The sequence below is a fragment of the Salipiger bermudensis HTCC2601 genome (assembly GCF_000153725.1).
GTDB lineage: Bacteria > Pseudomonadota > Alphaproteobacteria > Rhodobacterales > Rhodobacteraceae > Salipiger > Salipiger bermudensis.
In genome coordinates this window covers 2650339-2665293 of sequence record NZ_DS022276.1, presented here as the reverse complement: position 1 = coordinate 2665293, position 14955 = coordinate 2650339, and the positions used below count along the sequence as shown (strand labels likewise).

The following is a 14955-nucleotide window of genomic DNA, read 5'->3' as shown; positions in this document are numbered from 1 at the left end:
TCGCATGACGCGAAAGTTTCACAAATCCTAAGCCCTACTGTCACAGAGCGCCCCTAGCCGTCGCGCAACGAACAAACCCCCGAAGAAGGACCTGGGACATGATCAAGACGGCATCGACCGCCATCGCACTGGCGCTGACCGCCTCCACCGCCTACGCCGCGACCGACATCAGCTGGTGGCACGGCATGGGTGGCCGCAACGGCGAAGTGATCAACGAGATCGCACAGCAGTTCAACGCCGCACAGGACCAGTGCAACCTGACGCCGGTCTCGCGCGGCACCTATGAAGAGGCGCTGTCCTCGGGCATCGCGGCCTTCCGCTCGGGCGAGCAGCCCAACATCCTGCAGGTGTTCGACGCCGGCGCCGCCACCATCATCGCCGCCAAGGGCGCGACCGTTCCGGCCGAGGACCTGATCACCGGCGCCGGTGAAGAGTTCGACCGCGAGGCCTTCATCGCCGGCGTGCGCAACTTCTACGCCGATGCCGACGGCAAGTTCATCGGCATGCCGTTCAACTCCTCGGCGCCGATCCTGTACTACAACACCGAGGCCTTCGAGGCCGCAGGCGTCGAGCCGCCGAAGACCTGGGAAGAGTTCGAAGAGATCGCCCCCGCCCTGCGCGATGCCGGCTACATCCCGATGACCGCCTCGCAGCTGACCTGGATGATGGTCGAGAACTTCAAGTCGCGGAACAACCAGCAGTTCGCCACCAACAACAACGGTTATGACGGCTTCGAGGGCACCGAGATCCTCGTCAGCGACGACAACCAGAAAATGATGTTCGAGAAGCTCAAGGCCTGGGCCGACGAAGATCTCTACGGCTTCTACGGTGCCGGCTGGGCCGACAACCTCAAGCCCTTCGAAGAGGGTGAGGCTGCCATGTGGATCGGCTCCTCGGGCTCCTTCGGCGGCCTGCAGCAGTCGGCCGAGTTCGACTTCGACGCCGTCTACATGCCCTACTGGGACAGCATCGAAGGCGCCGGCACCCAGAGCTTCATCGGTGGCGCGGCGCTCTTCGCCATGGCCGGCAAGTCCGAGGAAGAGAACGCCTGCACCGCGCAGTTCTTCACCTTCCTGACCTCGCCCGAGACCCAGTTCTTCTACCACCGCAGCACCGGCTACGTTCCGATCACCGAAGCGGCCTACGAGCTCGCCAAGTCGGAAGGATACTACGACGACCAGCCGGTGGCCGAGGTCGGCATCCAGCAGCTGATGCTCGAAGGCGGTGAATGGTCCAAGGGCTACCGCATGGGCTTCTACCCGCAGATCCGCTCGGTGATGGAGCGCGAGTTCAACCGCATCTTCTCGGACGAAGTGTCGGTGGATGAGGCCTTCTCGATCATCGAGGAAGAGGGCAACGCCCTGCTCGCGCGCTTCGCCAAGACCGCGAACTAAGCCAGCATCGACCGCGTCTGGGGGTCGGGCCAAGCGCCCGGCCCCCGTTTCCGTTGCCGCTCTTGTTGCCGCGCCCGGCGCAAACCGGGACGACCCGCCCCCGATCAGGACACGCCCGTGACCGACACCCCCCTTTCCCTCGCCGAGGCCGACAGCACGCTGTTCACCCGGCTCCGCCGCTGGTGGTCCGGTGAGACCGCCAACCCCGTCAAGCGCGTCCAGTTCGACCGCCCGCTGACGCCGTGGATGTTCCTGCTGCCGCAGCTCGCGGTGGTGGCGATCTTCTTCTACTGGCCCTCGGTGCAGGCGGTGACCTCGTCCTTCTATCTCGAGGACCCGTTTGGCTTTGGCGCCACCTTCGTGGGCCTCGACAACTACACCGACGCGCTGACCAGCCGCGGCTACATGTCCACCGCCGCCTTCACCGCCTTCTTCTGCGTCGTGGTCACGGCGCTGTCGCTCGGGCTGGGACTGCTGCTCGCGGTCAAGGCCGACAAGGTGATCCGCGGCGCCGAGACCTACAAGACGCTGCTGATCTCGGTCTACGCCATCGCGCCGCCGGTGGCGGGCCTCATCGGCATGATGTTCTTCGACATGCATATGGGCCCCTTCACCCAGATCGCCGCCTGGTTCGGCCACGACCTGCGGGTGGGGATCGACTACTGGGACACCGCCAGCGCCCTGATCGTGATCTCGGTCTGGAAGCAGATCCCCTACAACTTCATCTTCTTCCTGTCGGGCCTGCAATCGGTGCCGGTCTCGGTGCGCGAGGCGGCGCTGATCGACGCGAAATCCGGCTGGCGCCGGTTCTGCGACATCACCCTGCCGCTGCTCGCGCCCACCGCCTTCTTCCTGCTGGTCATCAACATCACCTACACGATGTTCGACACCTTCCCGATCATCGACGTCATCGTGAAGGACAAGCCCGCCAACAACCCGATGACGCTGGTCTACAAGGTCTATCTCGACGGGTTCAAAGGCAACGACATCGGCGGCTCCTCGGCGCAGTCGGTGATCCTCATGGTGGTGGTGGCGCTGCTCACGGTGCTGCAGTTCCGCTTCCTCGAACGCCGCGTGCATTACGGGTAAGGCCATGCAGAAGATCAAACCCCTCGACCACCTGATCCTGATCCTCGGCGCGCTGTTTCTCTGCGTGCCCGTGGTGATGGCGCTGATGTCCTCCACCCATGCCGCGATCGATATCCATTCGAACGGCCTCTACATCACCCCCGGCAGCCATGGCGCCGAGACCTATACCAAGGTGCTCACCAGCCGCGGCGGCTTTACCGGCGACGTGACCGGGCTCCTGATGCTCACCAACTCGATGATCATGGGGCTGGGCTTTGCGGTCGGGAAGATCGTGCTGTCGATGATGGCGGCCTACGCGCTGGTCTATTTCCGCTTCCGCTTTGCGACGCTGATCTTCTGGGCCATCTTCGCGACGCTGCTGCTGCCGCTCGAGGTGCGCATCATGCCGTCCTATCAGGTGATGTCCGAGCTGCACCTGCTGAACACCTATACCGGCCTGATCGTCCCGCTGCTGGCCTCGGCCACCGGCACCTTCTTCTTCCGGCAGTTCTTCCGCTCGGTCCCCGATGAGCTGCTCGAGGCGGCGCGCATCGACGGCGCCGGCCCGGTGAAGTTCTTCATCGACGTGCTGGTGCCGCTGTCGAAGACGATGATGTCGGCGATCTTCATCATCATGTTCATCTATGGCTGGAACCAGTATCTCTGGCCGCTGCTGATGACCACGGACGAGAGCTTCTTCACGCTCATGCGTGGCATCAAGTCGATCCTGCAGGTCTGGGTCGGCAGCCAGATCCCCGATTACAACGAAGCCTTTGCCCTTGCGGTGCTGGCGATGGTCCCCCCGGTTGCGGTGGTGGTGATCTTCCAGCGCATGTTCATCAAGGGCCTGACGGAAAGCGACAAGTAATGGCACATCTCTCTCTGACCAATGTCGGCAAGACCTATGGCGGCAGCGCCCAAGCAGCGGTGGCCGACGTCAATATCGAGATCCGCGACGGCGAGTTCATCGTGCTGGTCGGCCCCTCGGGCTGCGGCAAGTCCACCCTGCTGCGCATGGTGGCCGGGCTCGAGACCATCACCCAAGGCGAGATCCGCATCGGCGAGCGGCTGGTCAACCAGCTTGACCCGGCCGAGCGCGACATCGCCATGGTGTTCCAGAACTACGCGCTCTATCCCCACATGAGCGTGCGCGACAACATGGCCTACGGGCTCAAGAACCGCGGCGAGAGCAAGGCGGTGATCGAGGAGCGCGTCGCCGAGGCGGCGCGGATGCTCGAGCTGCGCCCCTATCTCAACCGCAAGCCGCGCGCCCTCTCGGGCGGCCAGCGCCAGCGCGTCGCCATGGGCCGCGCCATCGTGCGCCAGCCCTCGGCCTTCCTGTTCGACGAGCCGCTGTCGAACCTCGACGCCAAGCTGCGCGTGTCGATGCGGATGGAGATCCGCAAGCTGCAGAAGCGGCTTGGCACCACCTCGCTCTATGTCACCCACGACCAGCTCGAGGCGATGACGCTGGCCGACCGGCTTGTGGTTCTGAACGGCGGCCGGGTGGAGCAGATCGGCGCGCCGCTCGAGGTCTACCGCGCCCCGGCCTCGACCTTCGTGGCCTCCTTCATCGGTGCCCCGGCGATGTCCCTGCTCGACGCCAATGTCGAGAACGGCCAGGTCATGCTCGACGGCCACGCGCTGGCGCCGGTGGCGCATGAGGCCGGGCCGGTCACGCTTGGCCTGCGGGCCGAGGATCTGCGCATCACGCCCGGCGGCGTACCGATGCGGGTCGATTATGTCGAGGAACTTGGAGCGCAGCGCATCGTGCACGGCTTCGTGGGCGAGCAGGCGCTGGCGATCATCGACACCAGCGAAGCGCCCCTGCCCGAGACCGTGCATCTGGGGGTCGCGCCCTCGCGCGTGCATCTCTTCGACGCCCGCACCGGCCGCCGCATCGAGACCGCATCGCAGCCCGTCGCGGTGCCCGCCGAATGATCCGCGACACGGTTCCCGACCTGCCGGTCCCGACCGAGGCGGATCTGGCGCTGCGTGCGCTGCCGCGCAGCGTCAGCGCTCATGACAGCCACATGGCGCAGGTCGCGGGGATGAACCTGATCGAGACCGGCGGCGCGGCGCCTTCAGCGGCGCTCGCCCTGCCCCTGACCGTGGGGGCGTGGAACCTCGAGCGCTGCCTGTTTCCCGAGGGGGCGGCGCAGAAGATGGCCGATTGCGACCTGCTGCTGCTGTCGGAGATGGATCACGGCATGGCCCGCACCGGCCAGCGCAACACCACCCGCGACATCGCGGGCGGGCTCGGCATGGCCTACGCCTACGCGGTCGAGTTTCTCGAGATGGGGCTCGGCTCGCCGATCGAGCACGCGTTCTGCGAGGACGATCACAATGCGCTCGGCTACCACGGCAACGCGCTGATGGCGAAGACCGACCTGCGCGATCACTTCGCGCTCCGGCTCTGGGGCGAGCGGCAGTGGTTCTCGGATGCCGAGCAGCCGCGGCTTGGCGAGCGCATCGCGGTCGGCGCCACGGTCGACACCGAGGCCGGCCCGCTGCTGGCGATCTCCACCCATCTCGAAAGCGCCTGCGGCCCGGAGCATCGCGAGATGCAGATCCGCGGCCTGATCGCGGCGCTGGACGCGGCCTTCCCCGGCCTGCCGGTGCTGATCGGCGGCGATCTCAACACCGGCAACCACAACGACGGCGACTGGCGCGCCGAGAGGCTGTTCGACGCTGCCCGCGAGGCCGGTTTCACCGTGCATGGCGGCCCCGAGGATCAGCCGACCACGCGGCCCAGCCTGATCACCCGCTGGCCGGAACGGCAGATGAAGCTCGACTGGTTCCTCGCCCGAAATATGCGCCTCGAAGAGACCGAGATCCGCTCCTCGCTCGATGCCACCGGACGGCCGCTCTCGGATCACGACGCCATCGTGACGCGCATCACCGACCTGACGGTGCCGCAGACGCCGGAGACCTAGGGACGCTACGCCGGCAAGCCATCAGCGCCTGTGCGCAGCCATCGGCATCATATTCCGACACCATGCAACAGGCTGCCCCGGCCATCGGGGCAGCCCTGACAGGCTTTGCCAGAACGTTACGTTCGTCATTATTTTCAATATCTTGAAGCTCGTCATTCAGCTGTCATCGAAGCCCCCTAGACGGTCCGCAACCGACGGCGTCTCCCCGACCCGCCCTCGGACAAGAGCAACCCAACCGGAGTTTCCGATGACCCGTTCCCTCATTGCTGCGGCCTGCGCGCTGGCCCTGCCGACCCTTGCCTCCGCCGAGACCCTGACGCTCTACACCTCGCAGCCGAACCAGGACGCGCAGCAGACCGTCGACGCCTTCATGGAAGCCAACCCTGACATCACCGTCGACTGGGTCCGCGACGGCACCACCAAGCTGATGGCCCGCCTGACCTCCGAGATCGAGGCGGGTGCCCCCTCTCCCGACGTGCTGCTGATCGCCGACACCGTGACGCTCGAGGGCATGGCGCAGCAGGGCCTGCTCGCGGCCTACGACTCGCCCGAGGCCGAGGCCTATGACGCCGCGCTCTACAGCCCCGACGGCCACTACTACTCGACCAAGCTGATCACCACCGGCATCGCCTACAACACCGGCGCCGAGACCGTGCCGACCTCGTGGGCCGATCTTGCCAAGCCTGAGATGGCCAACCTCGTGGCCATGCCCTCGCCGCTCTATTCCGGCGCCGCGCTGATCCACCTCGCAACGCTGACCGAGACCGACGGTCTGGGCTGGGACTACTACCAGGCGCTGGCCGACAACAACGCCCGCGCCGAAGGCGGCAATGGCGGCACCTTCAAGGCCGTGGCCTCCGGCGAGAAGCCCTATGGCGTGCTGGTCGACTTCCTCGCGCTGCGCGCCAAGGCCGACGGCTCGCCGGTCGAGTTCGTGTTCCCCGAAGAGGGCGTCTCCTACGTGACCGAGCCGGTCGCCATCCTCAAGGCCAGCGACAACAAGGACGCGGCGCAGAAATTCGTCGACTTCGTGCTCAGTGAAACCGGTCAGGAACTGGTGGTCGACATGGGCTACATCCCGGCCCGCAACGGCGTTGCCAGCCCCGAGGGCTTCCCCTCGCGCGACGAGATCACGCTGATGGACTTCGACCCCGCCAAGGCGCTTGACGACGCCGAGGCCAACAAGGCCCGCTTCGCCGAGATCTTCGGCGTGCAATGATCGCCACGCGTTTGCGAAAAGGCGGCAGCCGGTCCCTGGACCGGCTGTTTCCGTTGATCCTCCTGCCGGTCGCGCTGATCGCGCTCGGCCCGGTCCTGCGGCTGCTGCTCGAGGGCGTGGGCCTTGGCGACGGGCTGACATCCGAGCACCTGACGACCGTGCTGACCCGCGAGGGCACGCGCACGGCACTGCTGCACTCGCTGGTGACCGCCGGGGGCGGTACGCTGATCTCGATCCTGATCGGTGCGAGCTTCGCCTTTCTCGTGGCGCTGACCGACATCCGCGGCAAGGGCGCGCTGGTGTTCTGCCTGATGGTGCCGATGATGATCCCGCCGCAGATCACCGCGCTGGCGTGGATGCAGGTCACCGGCCCCTCCTCGGTGCTGCTCAAGATGCTGGGCCTCGCGCCGCCGCTCGGCAGTCCGCAGCCGTTGCATTCCCCGCAAGGCATCGTGCTGCTGCTGGGCATCCAGCACGCCTCGCTGGTGTTTCTCACCCTGCGCGCCGGGCTGCGCATGATCCCCGCCGATCTCGTCGAGGCCGCCCGCATGTGCGGCGGCGGCACGCTCCGGGTCTGGGCGCAGGTGGTGCTGCCCCTGTCGATGCCGGCGCTGATCGCCGGGGCGGCGATGGCCTTTGTCACCGCGCTCGGCAATTTCGGCATTCCCGCGATGCTGGGCATTCCGGCCCGGTATTCCACCTTGCCGACGCTGATCTACCAGCGCCTCGTGGGGCTTGGCCCCAGCGTGCTGCCCGAGGTGGCGGTGCTGTCTTTGCTGATCGGGCTGGTGGCGATCGCCGGCGTGCTGGCCGGGCGGGTCGTGCTGTCGCGCGGTGGCTTCGGCCTCGTTGGCCTTTCGGGCACGCCGCTGGCATTTTCGCTCGGGCGCGCCCGGCTGCCGGTGGAGATTGCGCTCTGGGCCTTCATCGCGATGATCCTCGTGCTGCCGCTGCTGGCGCTTCTGGCGACCTCCCTGATCCCGGCCTACGGCGTGCCGCTCAGCTTCGAGACCGCGACCTTCAAGGCCTGGCACGAGGCGCTTTTGGTGCAGCCGGTCACCCGCCGGGCCTATGCCAACTCGCTGTTCCTCGCGGTCGCGGCGGCGCTGATCCTGATGGCCATCTGCCTGCCTCTGGCGTGGCTGATGGAACGCCGCCCCTCGCGCATCACGCGCCTGCTCGACGGGCTGATCGACCTGCCCTACGCGCTGCCCGGCGTGGTGCTGTCGATCGCCTGCATCCTCACCTTCACGCGCCTGCCCTTCACCGACCTCACGCTCTATGGCACGATCTGGATCATCCTGATGGCCTATCTTGCGCGGTTCTTCGTGGTGATGCTGCGCCCGATCCAGTCGAGCCTCGCACAGCTCGACCCGGCGATGGAGGAGGCCGCGGCCAGCGTCGGCGCCCGGCTGGGGCGGCGGCTGCGCGCCATCGTGCTGCCCCTCGCCGCGCCCTCGGCGGCGGCCGGCGCGATCCTCGTCTTCCTCACCGCGGTCAACGAGCTTACGGTGTCGGCGCTGCTCTGGTCCTCGGGCACCGAGACGCTGGGGGTGGTGATCTTCAATCTTGAGGACAGCGGCGAAACCGTCATGGCATCCGCGCTGGCGATGTCGATCACCTGCCTGATCATAGCCCTGATGGCAGCGGTGCAGCTGGGCGCCCGGCATTTTCCGAAAGGTACCATCCCATGGCAGAGCTGAGTTTCTCCGGCCTCACCAAGCGCTTCGACGGCCACGCCGCGCTCGACCGCGTCAGCGCCGATATCGGCTCGGGCGAATTCGTGGCGCTGCTCGGCCCCTCGGGCTGTGGCAAGACCACGCTCCTGCGCCTCACCGCCGGCTTCGAGACCCCGAGCGAGGGCAGCGTCACGCTTGGCGGAGAGGTCATGACCGACGCCACCCGCTTCATCGCCCCCGAAGCGCGCGAGATCGGCATCGTCTTCCAGTCCTACGCGCTCTGGCCCCACAAGAGCGTGGCGCGCAACGTCTCGTTCCCGCTCGAGGTGCGCCGCGTTCCGCAGCCCGAGCGCGACGCCCGCGTTGCCGAGGCGCTGGCGCTGACCGGGCTGAGCGCGTTCGCCCATCGCATGCCGGCGCAGCTTTCGGGCGGGCAGCGGCAGCGCGTGGCGCTGGCGCGCTGTCTGGTGTTCGAGCCGCGCGCCATGCTGCTCGACGAGCCGCTGGCCAATCTCGACCTCGCGCTGCGGGCCTCGATGCAGGAGGTGTTTCGCATGTTCCACCAGCGCACCCGCGCCACGATGCTCTACGTCACCCACGATCAGGGCGAGGCGCTGGCACTGGCCGACCGGGTGGCGGTGATGGAGCGTGGCCGCATCCGGCAGTTCGCGGCGCCCGAAGTGCTCTACCGCGAGCCGGCGGATTGCTTCGTGGCGGGCTTCGTGGGCGATGGTGCGGTGGTCTCGGCACGGGCCTGCGAACCGGCCCCGGACGCGCTGCGGATCGAGGTGCTGGGCTGTCGCGTGCCGACCCGCACCAACACGCGTCGCCCGACCCATGCCAGCATCCGCCCCGAGAACATCCGCCTGTCGCACGACGCCCCTCTGCGCGGCCGGATCACCGGCTGCACCTATCTCGGCGGCCGCTTCCGCCTGACGCTCGAGGCCGCCGGAGAGACGCTCACCGCCTTCGCCACGCAACGCGCCCGCCTCGGCGAGACCGTTGGCCTGACCCTGCACGACCTGTGGAGCTTTCACGACCCGGAAGGCGAGGTGCTGATGGCGCGCGCGATGGCGGAGGCCTGAGGGCCGCCCCGCTAGAACGCGCGCCCGTCCTGCGGAAAGCCCCCGAGCGTCATGCAGGTTACCGCGGCGCGCTCGGTCCCGGCGTCGAGCGCGGCCGCCACGTCTCCCGTTTCCTTCCAGCACGCGATGAAGCCAGCGATGAAGCTGTCTCCCGCGCCCGTGGTATCGACCGGGCGGATCGGCTTGCCGGCCACGGACCAGCTGCTCTGGCCGTCCGAGGCGATGGCGCCGTCGGCGCCCCGGGTCACGATCACCAGCCGGTGGCCGATTGCCAGCAGGCGATCGCGCTCGCTGAGCGCCGCCGCCAGATCCTCACCGACAGAGCCGAAGGCCACATCGACCGGCAATGGCAACGGGTTCACGGCACAATCGACCGAGATCGTCGCCCCGCCTCCCGCGAGAGAGGCCACCAGCGTTTCGCTGCCATGCAGCAGCCCCAGATGCAGATGCTGTATCGTCCCGAGCGTCTCCACGGCCTCGTCGGAGGGGAAATAGGCACCGCTCGCGCCGAACTCCTCGAACAGGAACCGGCGGTCGCCTTCCGGCGTGTGCGCGATGTCGGTGTAGGCGGTCGGCTCGGGCCGGATCTCGAGATGGTCGACGTCCACCCCCCTCGCCTTCAGCTCGGCGCGGGTCCAGCGCCCGTCCGCGTCGTCTCCAACCGCGCCGAAATAGGCCGAGCCATGCCCTGCGAGCGCGAAGTTCACGGCGACGTTCAGCCCGTTGCCCCCGACACGGGCGATCTTGCGGGTCAGGAAGCGATCGATGCAATTGTCACCGGCGGCAGCAAGTCGAAGTCTGGTCACGAAGGTCTCCGGCAGGAAAAGGGGCCCGGCATCGCACCGGGCCCCGTCAGAACATCAGTAGGCGACGCGCTTGTAATAGCGGCGGGTCACCAGCGGGTGGTCGCGCATCACCTCGAGATGGGCGCTCAGCCGCTCGAGCAGCGTTGCCATCATGGCAGGCGAGAGCAGCGCGCGCATCTCCTCCGATAGCGAGCGCGGCGCGAATTCTGCGACGTCGAGCACGGTGAAGCGGTCGGTGTATTGCGGCGCGAACTGCGCCACGCGCTCTGCCAGAGCATCATAGGCATCCTCGCCGCGGAAGAGAATGAGGCTCACGCCCGTCTCGATCAGCTCCAGCGGGCCGTGGAAGAAGTCCGATGCGTGCACCGGGCGGGTGCGGATCCACTGCATTTCCTCGAGGATGCAGGTCGCATAGTAGAGCGCCTCGGGCCACATGTTCCCGGCGCCGGTGAACATGTGATAGTCGGCACCCGCGATGATGCTCGCATACTCCTCGGCCTTCGGCTCGAAGGCGCGCTTGGCGTCGAGCAGCGCCTGCGGCACGGTCTGCATCTCGGCGACCAGCGCGTCGTAATTGTCGATCTCTCCGCGGGCCTTCATCACCGAAAGCGCGATGAGCAGCGACTGGATGTAGAAGGACTCCGACGACGTGTCGTCCTCGGCAAAGTTCACCAGCGCCGGGTTGCCCCCAAGGCCGAGCGGCGTCTGGGCGTGCCCCACCAGCGTGATCAGCGTGCAGCCGATCTCCTTGACCTTCTCGAGCATCGCGACGCTCTCCTTCGTCGTGCCCGAGAGCGACGGCATCACCACGATGGACTTGTCGGTGAGGTTGGCGGTGCCGGTCAGCACCACCTCGGCGGGGTAGTCCTTGAACACCTGAAACCCCGAGCGGCGGTGCAGCAGCTGCACGGCGGGCTCCATCAGGTAGGCAACACCACCGGTGCCGAGGAAGTAGAGATTGGTCGCCCCGGCCGAGATCGCCTCGGCAATCACCGCATCGATGCGCGGCGCCAGCGCCACGGCGCCGCCCTGGATCTCGAGAAAGCGGGCTTCGTCAAAATTGAGCATGATCAGTCCTTTGCAGTTCGCCCGTCCACGGGCATAGCTCTAGCGTTCACCGCCCGATCATCGGGACGGCGGGGTTTGCCCTGCGGGGCGTGAGGGTGGCGCGGGCTCAGCCGAGGAAGGCCGAGATCCGCTCCGAAAGCTGGTGCGCGCTGTCGCGCAGGTGGGTCTGGCGGGTATCGAGCGCCGCAGCGTCAGCCGCGAGTTTCGCGGTCATGCCGTCGAGCATGTCCCGCATCGGAGCGGGCGCAGGCCCGCCGGTGACCACGCGGCTTGCCACCGCCGAGGCCGGATCGGCCCAGCCACGGAGCGTGTCTTCGGCGATCTCGAAGCTACGGCCGATCTCGGCCTCGGCGGCGGCATTGAGGGTCGCCACGTCAAGCCCCGAGGCATCGGCGCCGCGCGCGATTACCATCTGCACGGCGCGCCCGACCACGTGATGCGCCTCGCGGAACGAGATGCCGTGCTCGCGCACCAGCCCGTCGGCCACGTCGGTCGCGGTCGAGAAGTTGGCCGAGCAGCGGGCCAGCAGCATGTCGGTGTCGGGCTCGGCGGTCTCGAACACCAGGCGCAGCAGCGGCAGAGCGTCGGCAAAGCGCTGGAACACCGGCCACGCATCGCTCAGGCCCTCGCGGACACTGTCGAGCCCGATGGAATAGTTCGAGCCTTTCACCGCCGAGAGCGCTCCGGCAAGCGCGCCGATGCTGCGACCGGCCTCTGCCCGGAAGAACTCGAGCGGCAGCATGTTCTTCTTCTGCGGCATGATCGACGAGGTGCCGGCGACGCCATCGGGAAAGCGCAGGGTGCCGAACTCCCAGGTGGTGAAGGTGTAGAGATCCTGCGCGACCCGCGACAGCAGCACCTGGCAACTGGTCACCGCCCAGAGAAGCTCGGTGACGAAATCGCGCGATGCCACGGCGTCGAGGCCCGGCGTCGCGATATTGCCAAAGCCCAGAAGCGAGGCCGTCATGTCGCGGTCGATGGGGAACGAGGTGCCTGCGAAGGCGGCGGAGCCCAGCGCGCAATCGTCGGCCCGCGGATAGACCGCCGCGACGCGATCGTATTCGCGCTCCATCCCGCGCGCCACGTTGGCGAGGTAGTAGCCGAAGGTGATCGGCTGCGCGGGCTGCAGGTGGGTGTAGCCCGGCATCACCGTGTCCGCGTGGCGCCCGGCCGCCTCGAGGCAGGCCTGACGCGCCACGTTGAGCTGCGCCAGCAGGTGCAGGCACCACTCGCGGGTGGTCATGCGATCGATGGTGGAGCCGATGTCGTTGCGACTGCGACCGATGTGCAGCCAGCCCGCGGCGGGTCTGCCGATCACCTGCCCGAGACGGTTTTCGAAGGCAAAATAGCTGTCCTCGAACTGCGGATCGAGGTCGATGGCCTCCGGACCCTCGGCACGGAGTTGCGCGATGCCCCTGAGGATCGCCTCGGCAGTGTCGCGGGCGATCAGGCCGCGCTCGGCCAGCATCAGCGCGTGCGCCTCGTTGAGCGCGCACATGCGCTCGAGCGCCGCGGCATCGAAGCCGCGCATCGGCGGGGCATAGATCGTCTGCGCCACTTCCGGCGCGGTCGCCTCGGCCAGACGGGAACTTACGGAATTCTGCATTCTTCCTTGCCTTGAAATTGGGGGAGGTCAGCGAGGGCGGCGCGCAAGGCGGCGATCCCTCCGGGTTGCGTGGCGCAGCGCAGGAGCGGCAACAGCCCGGTTGCGGCCTCCGCCCCTGCATGGCGCGCGAGGCAGTCGTGCCACTTGGCCTCGAGCGCCTCGGATCGCGCGGGCAGTGCGCGGCTGCCGGGGGCGGCGTCGACGGTCAGGCCGTCGGTGCCCCCGTCCGGCCACAGAATCTCCACATGAGCGCCGGTGGCGATGCCGCTGGGTCCGAACGGCAGATCATCAGCCTCTACGACCTCGATCCGGTCGAGCAGCGCCCGCACCTGCGGGTCGGCGGGCAAGGCATCGTCGAAGGCCGCCGCCTCGAAGGCCTCGAGCGTGACCGCGCCCGTGGCAGCGGCGACGGCGAGGCAATAGCCCAGCGAGAACCGCCCCTCGTCGCCGGTGCGCGCCCTGTGCGGGATCAGGATCGCCAGCGCACGCGGGTCGAGGCCGGCGCGGATCCGGGCCGGGATCGCGCCCGGGCGGGCGGCACGAAGCGTCAGCACCGCGTGGATCGCGGCGTGGGTCGCGGTGCAGCTGGGGTAGAGCTTGGTGACGAAGCCCTGCGGCGGGAATTCCGGCGCTTGCTCCTCCGGCAGCCGCCCTGACCGACCGAAGAGCGCCACGGCGAGACCGTCCAGGCTTTCGGTGCTGCCCTGCCAACCTCGCGCGGCGAGCATGGCACAGCGCAGCCCCGAGGCCGCGCCCTGCCCCACCTGCAGCGGCTTGCCCATGCCCCCGAAGGCACCGCGCGTGCCCGAGGCCAGCGCCGCTGCAAGCCGCAGCGCCTCGACGCTTTGCGCCTCGGACAGCGCCAGCATCCGGGACGCGGCGGCCGCCGCTCCGAACACGCCCAGCACCGAGCTCGGATGCCAGCCCGCGCCGTGCAGCGCCGGGTTCCATGCCGCGCCAAGCATCAGCATGGCCTTGCAACCAGTGACATAGGCCTCTGCCAGCAGCGCGCCGTCATCCCCCGCAAGCGCAAGGGACGCTGCGAGGCAGGGCACCGAAAGATGCGCCATGGCGCGCTCGGTCTCGTCGTCGTCGTAATCCAAGAGGTGGGCGCAGAGCCCGAACCAGAGCGCCGCATCCACCGCCGCCAAGCCGCGCGCGCAGCCCGGCGCCTGCACCGGTCCACCGGCCAGTGTCGCCAGCAGTGCAGAGGCGCGCGGGTCAGCCGCCCCCGCCAGCGCGACCGCGAGCGTGTCGCAGATCGTCGCCGTCGAAGCGAGCCGCTCGGTCTCGGTCACGGGCGCCGCGACAAGCCGGGCGAGGCCGGTGTCGAGCGAGGGCGATATGAGGGCCGCAGAGGTCATGCGCTGGTCTGCACCGTGGCTTCGATCTCGTGCGCCCTGGCATCGATCTTGCGGCTGGCGTCGGTCCGGTACGGGCGCTGGTAATAGGCCTCGAGACGGGCGCCGACAAAGGAGATCAGGCTGCAGAGAACGAAGTAGACGACGAGGATCGAACCGTAGACCAGGTAGGCAGGGCTGCCGCCGCGCATGATGGTGGTCTGCTCGATGAGGATCTGCCCGGCCCGCAGCAGCTCGGTCGCGCCGACCACGGCACCGAGGGACGTTGCCTGCACCACGGCGGTCATCAGGCTGATATAGGGCGGCAGGATCACCGGCATGGCCTGCGGCAGGACGATCAGGAACAGGGTCTTCACCGGACCGAAGTTGAAGGCCGCGGCGGTCTCGCGCTGGCCCTGGCCAACCGAGTGCAGCCCGGCGCGCAGGATCTGCGCCCCGTTCGCCCCGCCCCAGATCGAGATGGCGACGCAGACCGACCAGAACGGCCCGAAGCCCAGCCCGATCAGCGGCAGCATGAAGTAGACCATCAGCACGTTGACCATCAGCGGGATGTCCCGCAGCACCTCGACCAGCGCATAGCCGAGCCGACTGACGAGACGAAGCTTCGACTGCAACATTGCGACAAGCAGGATGGCGACGGCGGTGGTCCCGAGCGCCACGACCAGAGACATCAGCAGGGTCTGGACGAAGCCGGAAAAGAGGAAGACGCGATATTCGTAGAGCAGCGACATGG

The 14955-nt window shown here is 68.0% G+C and carries 13 protein-coding genes; 8 read left to right on the top strand and 5 right to left on the bottom strand.

The window, feature by feature from the left end; genetic code table 11:
- Nucleotides 1–98 precede the first annotated feature (98 nt).
- The 8 genes from R2601_RS12605 to R2601_RS12570 all read left to right on the top strand — a co-directional run bounded on the left by R2601_RS12605 (nucleotide 99) and on the right by R2601_RS12570 (nucleotide 9381).
- Nucleotides 99–1394, top strand: a complete 1296-nt coding sequence (locus tag R2601_RS12605) for an extracellular solute-binding protein (protein WP_007798953.1) — start codon at nucleotides 99–101, stop codon at nucleotides 1392–1394.
- A 117-nt stretch (nucleotides 1395–1511) separates the two neighbouring features.
- Entirely contained in the window at nucleotides 1512–2483 is a 972-nt protein-coding gene (locus R2601_RS12600) for an ABC transporter permease subunit (protein WP_007798951.1), read from the top strand.
- Nucleotides 2484–2487: 4 nt separating this feature from the next.
- Nucleotides 2488–3330 carry a sn-glycerol-3-phosphate ABC transporter permease UgpE gene (gene ugpE / locus R2601_RS12595; protein ID WP_007798950.1) on the top strand — a complete coding sequence of 281 codons (843 nt, stop codon included), beginning with the start codon at nucleotides 2488–2490 and terminating at the stop codon, nucleotides 3328–3330.
- Nucleotides 3330–4403 (top strand): sn-glycerol-3-phosphate ABC transporter ATP-binding protein UgpC, encoded by a 1074-nt coding sequence (gene ugpC, locus R2601_RS12590; RefSeq protein WP_007798948.1) that lies wholly within the window; start codon nucleotides 3330–3332, stop codon nucleotides 4401–4403. Before ugpE ends, ugpC begins: the two co-directional genes overlap by 1 nt.
- Entirely contained in the window at nucleotides 4400–5398 is a 999-nt protein-coding gene (locus R2601_RS12585) for an endonuclease/exonuclease/phosphatase family protein (protein ID WP_007798946.1), read from the top strand. The genes ugpC and R2601_RS12585 overlap by 4 nt, the downstream gene beginning before the upstream one ends.
- 247 nt (nucleotides 5399–5645) lie before the next feature.
- The gene (locus tag R2601_RS12580) at nucleotides 5646–6617 is read left to right on the top strand and encodes an ABC transporter substrate-binding protein (protein ID WP_007798944.1); all 972 of its coding nucleotides are present in this window, start codon (nucleotides 5646–5648) and stop codon (nucleotides 6615–6617) included.
- Complete coding sequence (locus R2601_RS12575) at nucleotides 6614–8320, top strand: ABC transporter permease (RefSeq protein ID WP_007798941.1); 1707 nt, start codon at nucleotides 6614–6616, stop codon at nucleotides 8318–8320. The genes R2601_RS12580 and R2601_RS12575 overlap by 4 nt, the downstream gene beginning before the upstream one ends.
- The gene (locus R2601_RS12570; protein ID WP_007798938.1) at nucleotides 8308–9381 is read left to right on the top strand and encodes an ABC transporter ATP-binding protein; all 1074 of its coding nucleotides are present in this window, start codon (nucleotides 8308–8310) and stop codon (nucleotides 9379–9381) included. Before R2601_RS12575 ends, R2601_RS12570 begins: the two co-directional genes overlap by 13 nt.
- Before the next feature lie 11 nt (nucleotides 9382–9392).
- Here the strand turns inward: R2601_RS12570 and R2601_RS12565 are convergent, their stop codons facing one another.
- The 5 genes from R2601_RS12565 to R2601_RS12545 all read right to left on the bottom strand — a co-directional run bounded on the left by R2601_RS12565 (nucleotide 9393) and on the right by R2601_RS12545 (nucleotide 14953).
- Nucleotides 9393–10187, bottom strand: a complete 795-nt coding sequence (locus R2601_RS12565; RefSeq protein ID WP_007798934.1) for a PfkB family carbohydrate kinase — start codon at nucleotides 10185–10187, stop codon at nucleotides 9393–9395.
- 54 nt (nucleotides 10188–10241) lie between these two features.
- Nucleotides 10242–11255 (bottom strand): SIS domain-containing protein, encoded by a 1014-nt coding sequence (locus R2601_RS12560; protein WP_007798930.1) that lies wholly within the window; start codon nucleotides 11253–11255, stop codon nucleotides 10242–10244.
- A gap of 106 nt (nucleotides 11256–11361) precedes the next feature.
- Nucleotides 11362–12861, bottom strand: a complete 1500-nt coding sequence (argH, locus tag R2601_RS12555; RefSeq protein WP_007798926.1) for an argininosuccinate lyase — start codon at nucleotides 12859–12861, stop codon at nucleotides 11362–11364.
- Nucleotides 12846–14225, bottom strand: coding sequence for an MmgE/PrpD family protein (locus tag R2601_RS12550; RefSeq protein ID WP_007798923.1), 1380 nt, complete (start codon nucleotides 14223–14225; stop codon nucleotides 12846–12848). The genes argH and R2601_RS12550 overlap by 16 nt, the downstream gene beginning before the upstream one ends.
- Nucleotides 14222–14953 carry an amino acid ABC transporter permease gene (locus R2601_RS12545; RefSeq protein ID WP_007798920.1) on the bottom strand — a complete coding sequence of 244 codons (732 nt, stop codon included), beginning with the start codon at nucleotides 14951–14953 and terminating at the stop codon, nucleotides 14222–14224. The genes R2601_RS12550 and R2601_RS12545 overlap by 4 nt, the downstream gene beginning before the upstream one ends.
- Nucleotides 14954–14955: the final 2 nt, after the last annotated feature.